The organism is Chryseobacterium koreense CCUG 49689 (assembly GCF_001045435.1).
Taxonomy (GTDB): domain Bacteria; phylum Bacteroidota; class Bacteroidia; order Flavobacteriales; family Weeksellaceae; genus Kaistella; species Kaistella koreensis.
In genome coordinates this window covers 13,810-31,305 of the sequence record NZ_LFNG01000022.1, presented here as the reverse complement: position 1 = coordinate 31,305, position 17,496 = coordinate 13,810, and the positions used below count along the sequence as shown (strand labels likewise).

Genomic DNA, 17,496 nt, shown 5'->3' with positions numbered 1-17,496 from the left:
TCGGAGCCATCACCCGTTTGTTGCAGAAAAACACCAAAGGAGATCTGGACAGTAAAAAAGTTCTCGAGCTCAGACAGATTGCAGACCGTGATTATCCGGATAGTGATTTACAGCGCGGCGTGGAAGTAATCCAAAACAACTACCGCCCGAAACTTTCAAAGTGGTTTATCGAAGCTTATTTCACTGACGGTTCCGGCGTTGAAAAGAGCTTACCGCTTTCGATCACCGGTGTGAACCTGCCGGAAGATGTGGACCTTAACTTTTTACTGCCAAAAGAAGATTAAGATGTTTATACCAGTTTTAGCCATCATCGTATTCGCCTTTTGTCTAGGGCTGATTGTGGGAGCTGTGTTAACATTAATTATCGACAGTTCCACGGACCACGTGATCGATATGGAAGATTATTATCAATCTTTCGAATAGAATTTAAGACGCTTGGTGAATGCGATAATTTACTGTTTCCTCCGTGGTGTATAGGCGCACACACGGTACCTTAAAACAGAAGTGAAGAGCAGGTTCGAATCCTGCCGGGGGATCAAAACAAAAATTGATAAAATGAGTACAATTACAAAACCACAAATCCAGCAGCTGCAAACCATCTGCAGCGGTAAATTCCGAAACCGGGAAGAACGGCTGGAAGCGATCAGCGAAATGATGGGAGTGGAAGTAAATTCCATTACAGAACTTAACCGATTACAGGCTGATGAACTGATCTATTTTTTTAACACCGGAAAAACACTGGATCATTCTTCCTGGGCATTGTTTGATAAGTACAATACACAGCACAAGACGGTGCTCAGTCTTTGTCATCAGCTCGGCTGGGTTCAGGAAGCCAATCCGCATTTTGTGGATCTGCAGCGTTTGGGCGGTTGGCTGAAAAGCGACAGAAGCCCGGTGAAATTGCCTTTAAAGGAAATGAACCGCACGGAATTATCGAAGATCATTTTTGCATTACAAAACATCTTAAAATCAAATTATAAATGAATTCACTACTACTGTTCGGAATCATCCACTTCATTGGCGGCGCCGTATGCGCTGTGATGATCCGTGAAATTGCCAATGTCAGACGTGCTATTAAAGAATTAAAAAAACAAAATCATTAAAAATGAACACACTAAAAATTCAAATTCCGGAAGGCTTCAAAGTAGAATCTTTCGATGAAAAAAGCGGAACAGTAAAATTCGCACCACTTCCAAAAGACGTTACCGAAAGAATTAAAAGCATCGATGATGCTGTTGAAGAACTTGGCGAAAATGACTTAGAAGTTATTGAATTACGTAAACTTCAAAAAGCAGAAATAACCAGTCATATTTTAAAGAATCAAATGGCTGTAGTCATTATTAAGGCTCTAAATGAAGGCTGGGTTCCGGATTGGACAAATTCAAGCCAATACAAATATTTTCCCTGGTTTAAAATGGGTTCTTCGTCGGGTGTCGGTTTTTCGTTCGGCAGCTGCGATCTCTGGAGTGCGGGTTCGCTTGTCGGTTCCCGCCTTGCCCTGAAAAATTCTGGTTTGGCAAAATATGCGGGAACTCAGTTTACATCAATATTTAAAGACTTTATGACAATTTAAAATTAAAATAGATATGAAAAAATTACCAAGTATTAAAGAAGCCTTCGAAAAAGAAGGATTGGACATCAACAAAATCGAAATCACTGGATGTCCGGAACGCCATGTTGAAGCTGCAAAAGCATTCATAAAGTTATGCGTTGGTCACGACGCAGTAAATCCAACTTGGAACCCCGATTATACAGATTATTCCCAAATAAAATATGAAAACTGGTGGAACATGGGTTCTTCGTCGGGTGTCGGTTTTTCGTTCTTCGACTTCGGTCTCTGGGTTACGGCTTCGGCTGTCGGTTCCCGCCTTGTTTCTGAAACTAGAGAAAAAGCCAATGCAATTGGGAATAGCGAGGAATATCAAGAACTTTTTAAAACGATGATGGTTTACAACCGACCAGTCGAAAAAGAGTAATAAAAAAGGTTGTGCAGTGTGTTGCTGTAGTTCTTCGTCGGGTGTCAGTTTTTCGTACAACGACTACGATAACTGGAATACGAATTCGAATGTCAGTTCCTGATTGTCAAAAAATATTTAACACTGCAAACCCTGCCACTCGGCAAAAAATAAAAAAAAACTTGTAAAGGCGTTGGTACTTATGGGAAGACGACTTTTTAATGACAAGGCTAAAAATATGAAAAGATTAAACAATTTATTTGAAAAAATCATCAGTATTGAAAATCTAACCCTTGCTGATTTGAAAGCACAAAAGGGAAAGCGTGAAACTTACGGTGTGATTCAGCACAATAAGAATTCCGAAAACAATATTTTGAAACTTCACGATATGCTGATTAGCAAAACTTATAAAACGTCACAATACGATGTATTTAAAGTTTTTGAACCCAAAGAACGCGACGTTTACCGCCTTCCATACTTTCCAGACAGAATTTGCCATCATGCAGTAATGAACGTTTTAGAACCAATTTTCGTAGCAGTTTTTACAGCTGATTCTTACAGCTGCATCAAAGGAAGAGGAATTCACAAAGCCAGTTTTGCACTTCGCAAAGCTTTGGAAAATGTAGATCAAACAACATACTGCCTGAAGCTAGACATAAAAAAGTTTTACCCGAACATTGACCACATCATTTTAAAGTCACTCTTAAGAAAAAAGTTTAAAGATCCGGATTTATTATGGTTACTGGATGAAATCATTGATTCCGCCCCTGGCCTTCCGATTGGAAATTATTTAAGCCAATATTTAGCAAACTTTTACCTCACTTATTTTGATCACTGGATCAAGGAGCAATTCAGAATAAAATATTACTTCAGATACGCTGACGACATCGTTATTCTTCATTCTGACAAAGCTTATCTATGGCAAGTGTTTAATGCAATCAATATTTACTTTCAAATGTTCCTAAAACTGGAAGTTAAAGGAAATTATCAAGTATTTCCGGTGAAGAAAAGAGGAATCGATTTTGTGGGTTATGTGCATTTTCATTCGCATGTTTTACTTCGGAAATCAATAAAGCAGCGGTTTGCCCGGATGCTGAAAAGGAAGCCCCGAAAGGCCTCAATAGCTTCATACAGTGGATGGACCAAACACTGCGATTCTAAAAACTTAATGAAAAAATTATTAACTGATGTTCAATTTTAAAGATTTAGGAATAAAGCCGAAAGAATCGGCATTTATAGGAAAGAAAATAGATATGGAAGACATTTTAAATCTTGAAGTCATCGTCATCGGTTTTGAAATCAAAGATTCCACGAAAAAAGCCAATACAAAGTATCTCACATTACAAATTGAGGTGGATGGAAACAAACGGGTGGTTTTCACCGGCTCTAAAAACCTGATGGATCTAATTTCCCAGATTCCGAAAGATAAATTTCCTTTTAAAACGATTATTAAAAAAAACGATAAACGATTAGAATTCACATGATATGACCGATGAAGTCTTCATATTGATCCTGAAAGCCCGATTGAAACAATATTACCAGGAAGGTAAATCAGTGGGTTTGGAGCTGCGCGCGCTGGTTGCTCAGTTCCGGCAGGAAATTGAAGATGACATTCTGAAATTTAAGTACAGAGACAAAAATGAAAGTAACAATAAAAACAGATCCGGAAACGCTGTTTCTCATTCACAAGATCACCAATGATCAGTACCAAATGATAGCGGCCAATATCGGCAGAAAAGCGGGTAAATCGATGCGGATGGAACTATTTTCCATACTCACGCAAAGATGTTTTTCATACACGCAAAATCCAAACGGTAAAAAACTACAGCTAACGCTGAAATATCACTTAGCCGCCTTGCTTTATGAGTTGGTAACCGATCATAATAAGTTTACCGGGATTTATGAAAACAATAAAATTGAAATATTTAAAAATGAATTACACCAAAAATTGATATGAGAACATTCATTGCGAAACATGCAAAAACCGGTCTTAAAATCACGTTTAAATTTGGTTTAAACGGCGTTTTACAAATCGTGGAATTTGAAGGCGAATGGGAAGCTGATAAAATTAAGAAAGTAGCGTCAAACATCACCGCTTCTGTGGAAGATATGCACGCAAAGATGCGTGCGCACGACCTGAAATCCGGGTGGATCTTCGCCGAATTGAGCGACGTGACATTTGAAAATTTCTACAAACAGTACCCGCGCAAAGTGGGACCGAAAGAAGTTACCGAAAAAGCCTGGAACAAACTGGGCAACGTGGATAAAATGGAAGCCATCCTGTTTATCCCGGAACTCGTGAAATTAAAGTCGGACGGAACCGCATTCCCTTATCCGGCATCATACCTTAACAAAAAATACTGGAAGTAATGAAACTCAAAGATTTAAAAAAAGCAATAAACAGTATTGGCGATGCTTACCCAGAAAGTGATAGCTGGGATGTAATGGTGAATATTGGAACTGATTTTGAAATGTTAAGAATTGAAGCAATTTACGAAGGTTCACTTTGGAATGTTGTTATCGATTGTGATTATCAGCCCGAAGAGGTTCTGGTTGATGAAATGATTTACAATAACCCAAACCCATTAACTGATGAACATTAAAGCTGACGGCAAACCGCCTGTTGTGGGGAGTGGGCTCCCTATTCATATAGCTGATAAAAACAACAGCTTTACTTTATGCGGGCTAAAAGTTGACAAAACAAATATGAGTTTTCATCGAGAATACCCTATGCGTCGGTCTGTTAAAAATCAAGATGCTTTTTGCGAGAAGTGCTTATCCCATTTCCCATAACGGCACTTGGCTTGTGGCCAGGTGCGGAATATGAAACACAAAACTTGAAAATATGATACGCAGATTATTTGAAAAACTAAAGCTGATTAAGCCACGTCAGCCGTACTTGCCACAAACCAATGTTAGCGGTTCGTTGCCATTAGACAAAAGCCATATTTGCTTTGATAAAGGGCACAATATGTTTTTGGTTACAGAAATTGACAACGGACGTAGCAAATATGGCGACCATAAATGTAGCAGATGCGGTTGGGTTGACAGCTTCCAATATGATTACGGAAGTTGGTAGGCAATTACGGCTAACGCTCGGCTTTGCGAAGTGCGAAGCATTTTGCAAAACCGCCGTTATCTGGTTTTTCAATTCTCCAAAAACAAAACAAAAATTCTCCAAAATGATTAAACTAAACGGATACTGGTACAGCCACGAGGAAGTAAAAGAAGCCCTGGAAAAGAAGGGGTACACCATTGTATTTGACCAGTATGAGCCGGACAAAAGAGGCTACATCCAGACCGAATGGAAAGCCATAAAAAACGGAGTTTCCAAAAATATGCAGTCTGTAGCGATTGAGGAGTTCCACAAAAAACCGCCACTAATTTAGTGTGCTGTTTTTTTATTAACTTTGTTAAAACAAAATCATGGAAATAGTATTTGAAATGAAAGTCAATCAGATTGATTTTATACTTGATAGAATAAGGAATGATATTAATGAGTTAATGACTAATGAAAATATCCGTCCAAAAGATATAAAGGTTTCAATGCCTAAGTTCTTTTATAATTTTGTCGAACATACAACAAGGTATAGAAGTACAGGATATCAATATCACGTTAGAAGTGAGCTATTTGGCGTTGAAATCGTTTTTGGATATAATAATCAAGTTTGTGTATTCAATGAAAATGCAGGACCAAAAGATCTTTTTATGAAACCTATTGAAATAAAAATATGAAAAAACTGTTACTCATTTTCCTGTTTATATCCGGATTGTTTTTCGGACAGCAAAAGACGCTATTTAAAGCCGTTTCTTACAATAACCTGATTGAACTGTATAATCAGAAATTGAACTTGAAAAACGAAGACCTGAGCGCCAATATAGAGCGATGCAAGTTTATCATGGAGGATGCCAGATCCAAAGACGATTATAGCACAGAACTGGCATTTTCAATATTCCTGAAAGGTTTGACGGAAGCAAGTGCAGCGGCCGACAAAAACGCCGCTTTCATCTCCATTTATAAAGATCCCACGTCTTACAGTTTTTACGATTCCAAAAATAAGTTTGTTGCCCGCGTGGATAAACTGAAAATGGATGAACAAATTGATATAAAAGGCGACAAAACAGAAACTTACATCAGTAAATATTTCTACTTATTGCAGGAATAATTTGGTAAAATGGAATATAGTTCCATATATTTGCGATAGGGATGAATTATACATGACAAAACCACTACAGCTAAACACGCTTTTACGCTACAAAAATATCCGGGATATCTATCTGCAGCACAAGACAGAAGACATACCGGATACGCGCATCCTGAAGCGCTATATTTATCCCAAATATCCCATATCCAGAACCACGCTGAATACCATACTCAGCACGCCGATCGACAAACTGTTGGCAGAGCTTAGCAGTTGTGAATGCCCACAGAATACATCACTCTGATTTCCTGCACGCCATCGTCGCGGCGAACCTGCGAAATCCCAGTTCTTATCAGTTTACCCGTTCCAGGCAATGGATTCCATCCGTGTAATTTATTGTGAATAGCTTCTACCACTTCCCACACTTCCCAGGACTGCAGTTTCTGTACCATAGGCGCTTTATAGCTGCTGTTGGTGAGTTTCAGTTTTGCGACGGTAATTTCGATGTTTGCGGTGGCTTCCTGTCGATTCATCGGTAATGCTTTCGGATCTGTTCCGATATTAGTGAACGCTGCAGAATTCAGCGATATTAAAGCGCATGGCCATTTCACCGGGATTTCATTTCCATACAGATCCAGCTGTCCCCAGTTTTCATCAACATACTTTATTTCCGTGCTCTCACCGATTTTGTTTTGAATTGCTTTCAGTATTGCATCCATGATTATGGTCTTAGATTGTTTAAAATAATATTATTAAGTTCAGTCAGGTGATTGTTGACTACGCCCGAAATAACTTCTATAACCCTCGGGTGTGGTCCTATTACGCGCCTGGAAGGAATCTTTATCTTTTTCCCGATCGGCATCAGCGCCAGGGCTTTGAACTGCTCAGCTTCGATGCTCAGCGCCCGGTTTTTTTTTGTTTTGGCTGCAGCTTTGGTTTTTATATTGAAAACAATCCCACCTGCAGCCTGGTAATACATCGCCCAGAAATACCGCTTCATTTTAGCTGTCACCGTAATTTCACCACCTTCATTCTGGATAGATGCGTAAGGCATTGAGTTGGTAAACGCAATCTTTTCCCCCTGGATCTTTGCCTGGTATCCACGTCTCAAATTGTTGGTTCTGGCCATCATGGATCCTTTGCGGTTGATGAGTGAATTTTTCGGCCATGCCTGGTCAAAAAAAGCCTTGCGTTCAAAGTTGCGGTCAAACTCATCCATCATTTCCGTTTTCACGTCTTTAATGATATTTTGATGAAAAGTTTGTAAATCCATTGTTAATTTAAAATAAGTTGTAACTTTGTTATATGGAAAACGATAAAATAGCTTTAACGTTTGCTGAATCAAAAGGTTTTATTTCTGTTGATTTTCAAGAGAAATGGAACGGCTTTGATGTGTATATTGCTCAACCTGAAGACATGCTTATTATTGGCTATCCAACTTTTATTCTAGTAAAGGATGGCGTTGCTCGTGAAAATAAAACTTCAGAAATATACAGTCTTATGCACTTTACCGAAGTGCCTCCGGATACCACAGAAAGTTTAGGGTAATTTTTTCACAATACCATCTATTATATCAGTGTTTAGCAGTAGATTATCCACTCTTAGCACATTTACGCCGTGCAGAAGTGAGATCTGTTTACTCAATTCAGTCCACCTCACTATTTTCCCATTTTGCGGATCATAAAACCTTACTTTTCCATCGGCTATTCGCTCTAATGTTATTATATGTCCGCCATTAGATTTTTTCCATCCATAATCAATATGATATCTACCGATGTCTTTTGTAAAATCATTTAATTCCTTGGACAACTGAACAATTGATTTAGATTTTGTTCGTCCTCTTCTATCAGTGCCGTCATAACCGCCAACTTTTGTTTTTGAAGGCATTTCCCCTTTTTCATTTAGCCATGCCCAGTTTGTCTTATAAGATAGTTTAAAAGGAATGTTATCCTTTTTATTAGTGTTTTCCAATGCTGTAACATCATAGCCTCTTCGACGTAATTCATTTGCCACGACACAGGATTGGCAATTTATACTGTATCCATGACCTTTTCCATAATTAACATTTCCTTTTAACTCATTGGCTTCTTCAAATGTCATTTCTTTTCCTTTTGTGATGCCTAATTTTTGTTCAATTGTATTTTGATTGACCACGGCTTTCACCTCTTCCGAACCCTTCAATTTATTATACGGATGTTTCGGCGGGAAGACCTTCTGTTCCATTCCGGGATTAAACCTAAAGATCTCGCTTCTATTTTTCCCATCCGGTCCTATTTTGGTGGTTGCACGGTCACCGGCTGCATTGGCTTTTTCAGAATCTGAAACCGTGTATTTTTCTTTAAGAACTTCCACAGCGGTACATCTGCAGCGCCAACCGTTCGGCGGATAATAGGACATCCAGAACGGATCATCTACCGGAAGCGTAGTATCTTGCAGCGCGGCATGATCGTCACGAACGCGGCTATCATTCGCCGTTCTATATTGTAGGTTATATCTGCCGTCCTGGTCAGTTGCCGCCCAATTGGCAGCACTCTGTGAACTCGAAACAGCAAACTGCCATTCCGCTTCCAGGTAATTCTGGTTGTACTTGGAATTAACTTTATTGAAATCATTGGCAAATGCATCGAAACTGCGGATCTTCCCATCTTCCATGAGCATTGTTGATGCTTCCAGTAATTGGGCGTGTGTTCTGAGTCCGGAAAAAATAAACGTATCATTTTCAAGCTTTGCCAGCATTTCTGGCGGAATATCGTTATCGGTAACCGCCGAATTAAAAACTTTATTCGTTTCATCGATGAGTTTTTGATACGGTTTATCTTTGAGATATTCCGGGCTGTACGATCCTTTTTCATGAAGATGTTTAAACGCGTTTTCAGCCGCTTTTAAAACTGATTTAAAAATAGGTCCGTCTGAGCTTGCAGCAAGGTTGATTTTCTGACAGCTTTCGCAGCTGCAGTCATACAAAGAACTTAACCGCAAATGCAGACCGTTAAAATACTGTTTCGGGCTGACAGGCCGATGTCCTTCAGCCCTTAGACGAAAAAACTTTCAGCGACGTTTAAGTTGGAGCCGGGTAATTGAACGGCGTTTTCTTTTCGACCGGTAATTTTAATACCAAATTTTTCTGCAAGCCATTTCCAGTCAACTTCAAATCCTTTTTCTTCAGCTTCCATTGCTCTTTTCCAAAGCTCTGCAAGATTTTCCGAAATTTCCCAGTTAAACACATAATCTGCAGGTACAACGCCAATACGTGCGAGCGCTGGCATTACCTTTGAATTCATGTACATTTCAACAAGTGCCATATCTGCGAGCACTAATTTTGACAGTAATTTTTGAGATGCGATTTCTTTGCTATTGGATCCATTTTTCGTGTCCTGACCCACTATGGCACCGGATATCAACAATGAGTTCTGATTATCGCAGAAAGCTAATAAATTACCGTATACATCGCCATTGGTATTCACGCCTTTTGCCCATTCAAATTCCTCCGTTGTATCAATAATAAACCATGCTGCGGAACCCATATCCTGCATCATCTTTTTCCCACGTGCGACCGCTTGTGGATCTGATGCATCAGTTTTGTAAACCCTTGGTGGAATTCCATATATTTCACAAAGTTCAGACCAGCAAGACTCTCCGAATCGTTTGAAAAGTGCGTGTGGAACCGCTTTGTTTAAAAGTCCTTTTTCGCCAGGTTTTCCGAATTCTAAAACCCATGTTCCATACTCTGGAACTTCACGGTATTTCACACCTTTGTCTTCGTTGTAATCGAATAACATTACCCCTTTTTTTGGGAGTACGTTCTGGCGTGGAATCAGATCCACTATCAGTCGCGGTTCGTTCAATCCATCCTGTTTCCAGTCAAATTCAACAAGAGAATGTCCGTAAAATCGTGTATTGATAATATGGGTGATCAGGTCATTAAATAACTCTGAGTTTTGTAAACTTGCTGTTAATTCTGTATCAACATCTTTACTCCCTTTTTTCTTTAGATTGAAAGAAGCACCAAGACTGTCATTAATTCTATTTTCAATCTGAGAAGTTAAAACGGCATCATCAAGTATGGTATCGTAAAGGTTGTATAACAAGTAAACCGAAGGGCTATCGGTGTTATTGAAACCATTCAGCGCAGCTTTCCATTTCGCAATGTCCTGTCGCGTCTGGGTAACTGTTTTTTCTACGAGTTGAGGAAATAGTTTGTTACCGCCACTTTTCGCCTTAGTTTGTGCTGCGAGCTGGTTTCTGTTGTTTTGGGATCTATTATTGAATTTTCTGGCCATGGTTTAGTTTTTTGAAAATGCTTTGAAGAATAATGAATGAATAAGGTGGTGTTCAATCAATGTATGCCGGTGATACAGTGGGAATCCCAACACATCAACACCTACGATAAATACTATTGTTTTAATTACTCTTTTCATTTTATTCATGGTTAAATTTTTCACGGGATCCGTAAACAAAAGGTTCGGTTCCGGCTGAATCCGGATCCAGTTCCGGCGTTTCCGGCAAAGTGCTTAATTTGATTTCACCGCGCGCCAACTGTTTTAACCACGCGATGGCACGGTCGTACCTTTCTTTGGCAGTTTCATAAATGACATCCGCATTGCATAGCTCAATTACATAGAATTTGGCGATTGTGGCAGTCATGCGGACCAGTAAGGCGTTGCGGTTGGTTCCGGTGGCTCCCAGGATCGCGGGAACATCCAAACGCGGCCGGCCGTCGCTCCATTCGATTGCGGTTAGATAGCTGCGGACTTCTTCCTCAGCTGAGGCCATTGCCTGAAGCAAAATATTTTCGTCCCCCTCGGTAATTTGCCCAATTTGGTAACTGTAAATGGTGGTTCCTAAATCTTCTATTTGTAAAAACATAGTTTTGGTATTTTGTTAATATCTTCTGCTTTCAATTGGTCCGGATGCATAACCCAAATCATCTTTAACCACACGGGTATCCATCATTGTTTTTGCACCTTCAAAAGCGTCTGGACCGTCCATTTCTTTGGAATCTTTGGAAACTCCTAACCATTCATCTTCCATCTGCACCATCATAGGGTTTTCTTTTTCTTTTTCATTGAAAATGATGTTTCCGTCTTCGTTATCATCTGCCATATTTTCGAGCCTTTCAAACTTATCGGCTTTCTTGCGTTTGTCTTCCCGAACCGGAAGTTTTACGCCATGCTCTTTTCTGTACTTTTCAAGTAATGGCTTTACCACCTGCTGGTAATGCGGATCTTGAAGACTATTGTTTTCAATGAACATTTTTTTGGCATCGATCCCGTTTCTTTCGAGATAGTTATAAGCTTGACCAATCCAGCCGACCATTTCGGAATTGGTTGCTTTACCAAGCCAAACTTTATAACCATAGTATTTCCCGTCATGCAAACCGACAATTACAACCGCTTTCGAGCTGCTGTTTTTCTCTTTGTTGTTTGATGGTGATGGATCCACATAAGTCACCACCTTTTCGCATTTCTTCAGCGGCGGACATTTGCCGTAAAGGAACTGCTTGAACGTATCACCTTCCGCAGATGGATTGTTGTAGTACTCTTTCTGTTCGGCTTTTTTAGATATCTTGCGTTTGCCTTTGGAATTATAAAACATCGCCCGGATCATGGCGGGCGTGTTTTTAGACCACGTCGGTTTCCCGGATTTATCGGTAAGATTCACGATATCCCAACAGTCCGCCAACTCACCCATGATGGTGATGGTGCAGTATTTATGAATAATGTTCCCGTTAATGATTACCAGCAATGGAACCGACACCGAACGCGTTGGAATTACCGCTTCCTGGATCCAGTCGGTATCAGCTTTCACACGGTCTTTATTCCGGCATTTTTTGTCGGTGTCAAAATCATCTATAATAATTGCGTCCGGACGTGCTGCATCGTTTCGCGTTCCCCTCGGTGATTGTCCGGCACCGAGTGCACGGAATGAGAATCCGAATTTTGTGCAGAACTCGTGGTCTTCCCATTTACCGATTTGTTTCTGAACGCCATAGTCATTAATGATCCGGTTGTTTGATTCCAGGATATTTTTATAAGGCAAAAGCAAACGTTTGGCTTTGTCCTCAGTATTACTGATCATTAACCAAACTTTCTTCTTTTTGGTGAAAGAAAGGTAAAGTGCTTCCATCATGGTGCGCGCGGATTTCGCGAGCTCACGGGACCAAGAACGTACTTCCAGCCATTCAGGATTTTCAACCACCCGTTTTGTGGCTTTTTTATGGAATGGTGCCGGTTCTGCGGTATAATATGATGGGAAATAATAAGCAAACCATTTTTCGGGATCCGCTTCTAAAGCTGCGATCCTTTTTTTCTTCTGGATCTCACTTTCGTTAAGATCTACCGGTGTGCTTTTCGCAATATTATTGCGAAAGATTTCCCAGGTTTCAAGATGTCTTTTATCCGACTGTTTTGCCATTATTTCAGTTGCTGACGGATGAACATATCAAAGAACTCACTTATCATTTGCGACTTTTCAAAATCAATATCGCGCACGTATTCGCAGAAAGCCATTCCGATCTGCACCGTTTCACCGATTGAAACTTCACCTTCCAGTTTATGGATGGCGTTGGTTATTTTGGTGATTGAATCTGTCTCTTTGGAATTTGCGTAATTGGATAGAACAATGGGATCGTATTCCGGAGCTTTATATAATGGGTTGCCTTCCTTATCCAGTTTTATGGGCGAAAGCATCGATTTCCGAACGATCGGTCGGTTCTCAATTTCTTCGTTTAATCGCGCGAGCTGATCGTACAGTTTCGTAATCTGCTGAGCTTTGGTAGTCATCAAAGATTTCTTCAATTTCTTCCATTCACCATCGTTGGCATCAATCCACGTTTTGAGTGTTTTTTCGGTAACTCCTACTTTTTCGGCGATCTCCTTCTGAGTAATATTTTTTTCGGTATAAAGGAATTTGGCGTACTCCTTTTGTTCGGTCTTTTTCAGTCCCATGGTTATTAGTTTCATGGACAAAATTGCCATTATAGAACCTCTGATAAAATAAAGTGTACAGTTTCTGAGCAACGTTGTACAGCTTCTTTACAACGTTGCTCAGAAACTGTACAACTATTTTTCAAACCAAATTAAGCGGCGGATGTTTGTGCTTTAAATCGACAAAAAACGATGTCAAGACACAAATTTGTTCTGAATGATGAAACAAAAGTAAACCAGTTCGGGTTCCGGGTTTCCAATGCCGGATTAGACCTGGACCGCTTCCGTGCTAATCCGGTGATTCTGGATAATCATAGCATGTCCAATTACTCGGTTCTGGGACGTTGGGAAAATATACAGATTGAAGGGAACCTACTGACGGCGGAAGCTGTTTTCGATGATGCAGATCCCAACGCCAAAGAAATCGCCCGCAAAGTAGCTGCCGGATTTATCAAAGGTTCAAGTTTAGGCCTTAATCCTTATTCCATGAGCAATTTTGTGATTGCGCCAGATGATACTTATGATCTAGTGAAATCTGAGGTTCTGGAAGCTTCCATCGTACCGATCCCCAATAACGCCAATGCTATTAAACTTTATGCTGCCACAGCGGACAGCATCAAAGAACTGCAGGAAACTGATATTTCTGAAATCCTGCTGATGGCTTCTGACCTGTCACAATTCAATATCAATAATTCCATGAAAAAAATCACCCTTACTTTATCCGCAGTGGCCGCACTTGGTCTGCCGGGTAACACTTTAGAGCATGATGAAGCTTTAGTGAACGAAAAGATCATCAATCTAAAATCTGATCTGGATGCTGCGAACCTTAAAATAAAAGGATTCCAGGATCTGGAAAACGACAAAAAAGCGAAACTTTCTGCAGATACGGTAAAAGCCGATATCGCTGCCGGAAAGATTGACGCAACCAAAGAAGCTGATTATATCAAGCTTCACGCTGAATTCCCGGATCTGTACAAATCAACAGTAACCGATGCTCCAGCCAGGAATAAGTTAGGCGCTCAGGTTACCGGTGTTCAGGTAGCCGACGTGAAAACGATGGATGATTTCCAAAAGCTTGATCTTAATGCTCAGCTGGAATTCAAAAACAGCAACCCAGACGCTTACAAAGCACTCTTCTCATAATTCATCTTTAAATTTTTCCCAGCCTTCTCGTGTAGGAGGCCGGGTTTTTAAAGTGATTTTAAAAAACTAATAACCATTTAAACTTATAAATAATGCCAGCAAATTTTCCAGAAGTATGGAGCGCACGCGTAATTCAACTATTGACCACCCAAAACGTGGCTCCTTGGTTGGACGGTATCGCTGAACTCGATACACAAGTGATCGAGATGGGTTCCGGTTCTGCCGGCGAAACCAACGTCATCCATTTACCAGTTGAAACCTTTCAACCGGAAGTTCTTTTGAACAACAGCACTTATCCAATTGATGTGCAGCAATTCAGTGATACTGAAGTGACCATCAAGCTCGATAAATATCAGACCAAAGCCACTTCTTTGTCTGATGACCAGATTATGGGTGCATCCTATGCCAGAATTGATTCTGCAACAAAAGGTCACGTAACCCAGATTAATTCAACCAAGTACAGAAAAGCGATCCACGCACAGGCACCGGCGTCTGATTCTGCTAAAACGCCCGTAATCAAACTTGCTTTCGCAGGAACTGAAACAGGTCCTGAAAAAGCAGCAATGTTGTATGACAAGATCGTCGAGCTGAAAGGTAAGTTCGACAAACAGGAGGTTCCTGTAGAGGGCAGACGTTTAGTTCTTTCAACAGATCACGAAAACATTCTGTTATTGGACAGAAACCGTTTCGGAAATCTTTTGGCGGACATCAATAGCGGTACAGTCGCCAAGAAAATCGCAGGGTTCGAGATCTACTCTTATGTCGCCAACCCGAAATATTCTGCTGCAGGTGTTAAAAATGCATTTGGTGCAGTGGGTGTTCCTGCAACTGACCTGGTTGCATCCGTTGCCTTCCACAAGGATAACGTTGCGAAAAAAACAGGGTTAACGAAGCAATACTTCAGTAAATCCGGTGATTCGCCAACCACCCAAACCAACCTGTTGAACTACCGTCATTATTTCATCGCTATGCCAGCGAAAAATGAAATGATCGGCGCAATCATCTAATTCATTGTTGTGAATATAGAGGTAGTACTAACGGCTTTAGTAGGCATCATCACTTCGGTTGTTTCCTGGTTTGCGGCAAGACGGAAAAACCTCGCAGACGTTCAAAGCAATGAGCTGGACAATGTCGAAAAGGCCGTAAAGTTCTACCGGGAGCAAATGGAGGATATAGCCAATCGGTGGAAGACCGCTACAGAAGAAGCTAATACCATGAATAAACTGTACAGACAGGCCATTCAAGATCTTCATTCGCTTGAAATTAAATTCAATCTTTTGGCCGATGAAAACCGCGCTCTGATCGAAGAGCTAAAGAAATACAAACAATTAAACGGAAAAATACTTACCAATGAGTAAAGACATTTTTAAAGATACCCCGGATCTGCAGGAATATTTCGAGACTTCCGACGGCCAAAGATTCTACAAAGAAGATCTGGCCAAAAATCATGCAAGATCCCTGGAGGATAAATCGGTCGCTACTGTTTACAGAGATCAAGAAATTGAAGCTACCAAAGAAACGGCAAAAGAAATCATTGCAAAAATTCCTGAAATGGATTTGCAAACTGCAAAGGAATATCTGGAAGCTGAAAACAGTGACGATCCGCGCAAATCGGTGGTTAAAGCTTTGATCAAAAGAATCGCAGAACTTGAAACTCCTAAAGATTAATGAAACCAAAGCTATCAATATCATTTAATAATGGCGTCATCGGAGCGGTGACGCCATTAGATACAGGATGTTTCGGCATCGTAGCGTCCGCTGTAGCCGTTGTAGGTGGTTTTCAACTCGATACCGCTTACCAGGTTAAATCCATGAAAGACGTGGCAGATCTGAAGCTGGTTGACAGCATCGACAATCACCGTCTTTTCAAAGCCCTGGATGAATTCTACGCTGAAGCTGGCGCAGGTTCTGAAGTTTGGATCTACGGGATCTCGAAAACGAAAAAAGTTTCGGAATGGTTTACCCCGGTTGCAGGAATTGCCCCGGTTGAACATCTTTTGAATTCCGCTAATGGAAAAATCAGAGGAATATTCACTGTGAACGATTCATCTGTCGCCCCAACGGTTACCGCCGGAATGGATGATGATGTTCTGATCGCGGCGGGTAAAGCTCAGACTTTGTTTGAGAACTATACCGCCCAAAAGTACGCGCCTTACTTCACCATATTAGAAGGTTATGCTTTCAGCGGCGTGAAAACAGCGCTTACCGATCTCAGCACATTAAGTCATAATGCTGTGGGGATCCTGATCGGAGATACTGAACCATTAACCGGAATCACATCCAGTAAAGGTGCAGCGGTTGGTGTTTTAGCCGGTCGTTTGGCAGCATATCCGGCGAAAGTTAATGCCGGGAAAGTAATCAATGGTGCATTGAAAGCTCCGAAGCTTTTCATTAATGATACGCCGGTCGAAAATTACGACTGTGAAGCTTTGTACGACAAAGGTTATATCACATTCACGACTCACCAGAGCCGTGCAGGATATTTCGTAATGGATGATCCGTTGGCCTGTGATCCGGATGATGATTACCACTACCTGAGCAGACGCAGAACCATTAACGAAGCATTCCGCTTATGTTATGACGCGCTTCTTGATTTCCTGCTGGATGAAGTTCCGACAAACGCCAATGGAACTATTGTCGCCACTTATGCTAAAACCATGGAATCGGCTGTCGAAAGGAAGATCTATAACAATATGGCTTCTGACCTGAGCCGTGACGAAAACTCAATTAATGATACTGGCGTGAAATGTTTTGTTGACCCAATGCAGAACATTGTGACCAGTTCACGAATTGAAGTTGTGGTGAAGATTAGACCTTTCGGTTATAATCGCTGGATTGATGTAGTGCTTGGATTTGAACTTAATTCTTAATTACTAAAATATGGCAATTATAAACGATAGAGAATACGAATGGGCAGATCTTACCCTTATTCTCGCAGGTAGAGACTTAGCCCGATTTCGCGGATTAAAGTACTCAGAAAAGATCGAGAGAGAGGCGGTATATGCAAAGGGCAGAAACCCGGTAAGCATTCAATCCGGAAACCTTGCCTACGAAGGCGAAATCAAGATGTTGCAATCTGAGTACGAAGCTTTGGTGCAAGCCGGAAACGGATCAATCCTTAGCTTATCGCTCGATGCGCTTTGCTGCTATGGTAATCCATTGGATGGAGATGCGATGCTAATCGATAGAATTGAGTCTTTGCGCTTCACAGAAGCCCCCAAAGAATTAAACCAAGGCGACAAATTTGCGGAGATCACCTTACCGTTCATCGCGTTGCGAATCAGAAACCAAATTTAATTAATAAACAGGCAATTCCGGTTGCCTGTTTTT

Annotated in this window: 30 protein-coding genes, 1 tRNA gene and 1 pseudogene; 25 read left to right on the top strand and 7 right to left on the bottom strand. The window is 40.8% G+C overall.

Features of this window, described 5'->3' with window-relative positions:
• The 18 genes and pseudogenes from ACM44_RS15400 to ACM44_RS15055 form a co-directional block, all read left to right on the top strand.
• Positions 1-284: pseudogene (locus tag ACM44_RS15400) on the top strand (hypothetical protein); the annotation flags it as partial.
• Between the two features lies 1 nt (position 285).
• Positions 286-423: a hypothetical protein gene (locus tag ACM44_RS15395; RefSeq protein ID WP_160304051.1), complete on the top strand. Its 138-nt coding sequence runs from the start codon at positions 286-288 to the stop codon at positions 421-423.
• 37 nt (positions 424-460) lie between these two features.
• Positions 461-536, top strand: a tRNA-OTHER gene (locus ACM44_RS15230).
• Between the two features lie 19 nt (positions 537-555).
• Positions 556-984: a hypothetical protein gene (locus ACM44_RS13020; protein WP_048500489.1), complete on the top strand. Its 429-nt coding sequence runs from the start codon at positions 556-558 to the stop codon at positions 982-984.
• Positions 981-1,103, top strand: coding sequence for a hypothetical protein (locus ACM44_RS15875; protein ID WP_262486488.1), 123 nt, complete (start codon positions 981-983; stop codon positions 1,101-1,103). Before ACM44_RS13020 ends, ACM44_RS15875 begins: the two co-directional genes overlap by 4 nt.
• Positions 1,104-1,105: 2 nt before the next feature.
• Positions 1,106-1,573, top strand: a complete 468-nt coding sequence (locus ACM44_RS13015; RefSeq protein WP_048500488.1) for a hypothetical protein — start codon at positions 1,106-1,108, stop codon at positions 1,571-1,573.
• A 13-nt stretch (positions 1,574-1,586) separates the two neighbouring features.
• Positions 1,587-1,976 (top strand): hypothetical protein, encoded by a 390-nt coding sequence (locus tag ACM44_RS13010; protein WP_048500487.1) that lies wholly within the window; start codon positions 1,587-1,589, stop codon positions 1,974-1,976.
• A gap of 217 nt (positions 1,977-2,193) precedes the next feature.
• Positions 2,194-3,156: an RNA-directed DNA polymerase gene (locus ACM44_RS13005; protein WP_048500486.1), complete on the top strand. Its 963-nt coding sequence runs from the start codon at positions 2,194-2,196 to the stop codon at positions 3,154-3,156.
• Positions 3,143-3,439, top strand: coding sequence for a hypothetical protein (locus ACM44_RS13000; RefSeq protein WP_048500485.1), 297 nt, complete (start codon positions 3,143-3,145; stop codon positions 3,437-3,439). Before ACM44_RS13005 ends, ACM44_RS13000 begins: the two co-directional genes overlap by 14 nt.
• A gap of 1 nt (position 3,440) precedes the next feature.
• The gene (locus ACM44_RS12995) at positions 3,441-3,656 is read left to right on the top strand and encodes a hypothetical protein (protein ID WP_048500484.1); all 216 of its coding nucleotides are present in this window, start codon (positions 3,441-3,443) and stop codon (positions 3,654-3,656) included.
• A complete protein-coding gene (locus ACM44_RS15390) occupies positions 3,595-3,912 on the top strand; it encodes a hypothetical protein (RefSeq protein WP_160304049.1) in 318 nt (105 codons plus the stop codon). Before ACM44_RS12995 ends, ACM44_RS15390 begins: the two co-directional genes overlap by 62 nt.
• Complete coding sequence (locus ACM44_RS12985; protein WP_048500482.1) at positions 3,909-4,325, top strand: hypothetical protein; 417 nt, start codon at positions 3,909-3,911, stop codon at positions 4,323-4,325. The genes ACM44_RS15390 and ACM44_RS12985 overlap by 4 nt, the downstream gene beginning before the upstream one ends.
• Complete coding sequence (locus ACM44_RS12980) at positions 4,325-4,558, top strand: hypothetical protein (RefSeq protein WP_048500481.1); 234 nt, start codon at positions 4,325-4,327, stop codon at positions 4,556-4,558. Before ACM44_RS12985 ends, ACM44_RS12980 begins: the two co-directional genes overlap by 1 nt.
• 242 nt (positions 4,559-4,800) lie before the next feature.
• The gene (locus ACM44_RS15225) at positions 4,801-5,034 is read left to right on the top strand and encodes a hypothetical protein (protein ID WP_152669366.1); all 234 of its coding nucleotides are present in this window, start codon (positions 4,801-4,803) and stop codon (positions 5,032-5,034) included.
• Positions 5,035-5,137: 103 nt separating this feature from the next.
• Positions 5,138-5,344 carry a hypothetical protein gene (locus ACM44_RS15220; RefSeq protein ID WP_152669365.1) on the top strand — a complete coding sequence of 69 codons (207 nt, stop codon included), beginning with the start codon at positions 5,138-5,140 and terminating at the stop codon, positions 5,342-5,344.
• A gap of 37 nt (positions 5,345-5,381) precedes the next feature.
• Entirely contained in the window at positions 5,382-5,690 is a 309-nt protein-coding gene (locus tag ACM44_RS12965; protein ID WP_048500478.1) for a hypothetical protein, read from the top strand.
• A complete protein-coding gene (locus tag ACM44_RS12960; protein WP_048500477.1) occupies positions 5,687-6,121 on the top strand; it encodes a hypothetical protein in 435 nt (144 codons plus the stop codon). The genes ACM44_RS12965 and ACM44_RS12960 overlap by 4 nt, the downstream gene beginning before the upstream one ends.
• Positions 6,122-6,173: 52 nt before the next feature.
• Complete coding sequence (locus ACM44_RS15055) at positions 6,174-6,401, top strand: hypothetical protein (protein WP_083993734.1); 228 nt, start codon at positions 6,174-6,176, stop codon at positions 6,399-6,401.
• Here ACM44_RS15055 and ACM44_RS12955 read toward each other — a convergent pair.
• Entirely contained in the window at positions 6,364-6,816 is a 453-nt protein-coding gene (locus tag ACM44_RS12955; protein ID WP_048500476.1) for a hypothetical protein, read from the bottom strand. The two genes, ACM44_RS15055 and ACM44_RS12955, sit on opposite strands and share 38 nt — an antisense overlap.
• Positions 6,817-6,818: 2 nt before the next feature.
• Positions 6,819-7,370, bottom strand: coding sequence for a hypothetical protein (locus ACM44_RS12950; RefSeq protein ID WP_048500475.1), 552 nt, complete (start codon positions 7,368-7,370; stop codon positions 6,819-6,821).
• 32 nt (positions 7,371-7,402) lie between these two features.
• Between ACM44_RS12950 and ACM44_RS12945 the strand changes: the two genes are divergently transcribed.
• Positions 7,403-7,645, top strand: a complete 243-nt coding sequence (locus ACM44_RS12945; protein WP_048500474.1) for a hypothetical protein — start codon at positions 7,403-7,405, stop codon at positions 7,643-7,645.
• Here the strand turns inward: ACM44_RS12945 and ACM44_RS12940 are convergent.
• From ACM44_RS12940 to ACM44_RS12920, 5 genes are all read right to left on the bottom strand, one after another.
• The gene (locus ACM44_RS12940; protein WP_152669364.1) at positions 7,637-9,076 is read right to left on the bottom strand and encodes a phage minor head protein; all 1,440 of its coding nucleotides are present in this window, start codon (positions 9,074-9,076) and stop codon (positions 7,637-7,639) included. The genes ACM44_RS12945 and ACM44_RS12940 overlap by 9 nt on opposite strands.
• Before the next feature lie 53 nt (positions 9,077-9,129).
• Positions 9,130-10,377 (bottom strand): phage portal protein family protein, encoded by a 1,248-nt coding sequence (locus ACM44_RS12935; protein WP_048500472.1) that lies wholly within the window; start codon positions 10,375-10,377, stop codon positions 9,130-9,132.
• A gap of 139 nt (positions 10,378-10,516) precedes the next feature.
• Positions 10,517-10,963, bottom strand: coding sequence for a phage protein Gp36 family protein (locus ACM44_RS12930; RefSeq protein ID WP_048500471.1), 447 nt, complete (start codon positions 10,961-10,963; stop codon positions 10,517-10,519).
• Between the two features lie 15 nt (positions 10,964-10,978).
• Positions 10,979-12,511: a hypothetical protein gene (locus ACM44_RS12925; RefSeq protein ID WP_048500470.1), complete on the bottom strand. Its 1,533-nt coding sequence runs from the start codon at positions 12,509-12,511 to the stop codon at positions 10,979-10,981.
• On the bottom strand, positions 12,511-13,059 hold the full coding sequence (locus ACM44_RS12920) for a hypothetical protein (RefSeq protein WP_152669363.1): 549 nt from the start codon (positions 13,057-13,059) through the stop codon (positions 12,511-12,513). The genes ACM44_RS12925 and ACM44_RS12920 overlap by 1 nt, the downstream gene beginning before the upstream one ends.
• Before the next feature lie 156 nt (positions 13,060-13,215).
• Between ACM44_RS12920 and ACM44_RS12915 the strand changes: the two genes are divergently transcribed.
• From ACM44_RS12915 to ACM44_RS12890, 6 genes are all read left to right on the top strand, one after another.
• Positions 13,216-14,166, top strand: a complete 951-nt coding sequence (locus ACM44_RS12915; RefSeq protein WP_048500468.1) for an HK97 family phage prohead protease — start codon at positions 13,216-13,218, stop codon at positions 14,164-14,166.
• Positions 14,167-14,258: 92 nt separating this feature from the next.
• Positions 14,259-15,173 carry a hypothetical protein gene (locus ACM44_RS12910; protein ID WP_048500467.1) on the top strand — a complete coding sequence of 305 codons (915 nt, stop codon included), beginning with the start codon at positions 14,259-14,261 and terminating at the stop codon, positions 15,171-15,173.
• Positions 15,174-15,182: 9 nt separating this feature from the next.
• On the top strand, positions 15,183-15,524 hold the full coding sequence (locus ACM44_RS12905) for a hypothetical protein (RefSeq protein WP_048500466.1): 342 nt from the start codon (positions 15,183-15,185) through the stop codon (positions 15,522-15,524).
• A complete protein-coding gene (locus ACM44_RS12900) occupies positions 15,517-15,834 on the top strand; it encodes a hypothetical protein (RefSeq protein WP_048500465.1) in 318 nt (105 codons plus the stop codon). Before ACM44_RS12905 ends, ACM44_RS12900 begins: the two co-directional genes overlap by 8 nt.
• Positions 15,834-17,036 carry a DUF2586 family protein gene (locus tag ACM44_RS12895; protein ID WP_048500464.1) on the top strand — a complete coding sequence of 401 codons (1,203 nt, stop codon included), beginning with the start codon at positions 15,834-15,836 and terminating at the stop codon, positions 17,034-17,036. The genes ACM44_RS12900 and ACM44_RS12895 overlap by 1 nt, the downstream gene beginning before the upstream one ends.
• Positions 17,037-17,046: 10 nt before the next feature.
• Positions 17,047-17,463 carry a hypothetical protein gene (locus ACM44_RS12890; RefSeq protein ID WP_048500463.1) on the top strand — a complete coding sequence of 139 codons (417 nt, stop codon included), beginning with the start codon at positions 17,047-17,049 and terminating at the stop codon, positions 17,461-17,463.
• Positions 17,464-17,496: the final 33 nt, after the last annotated feature.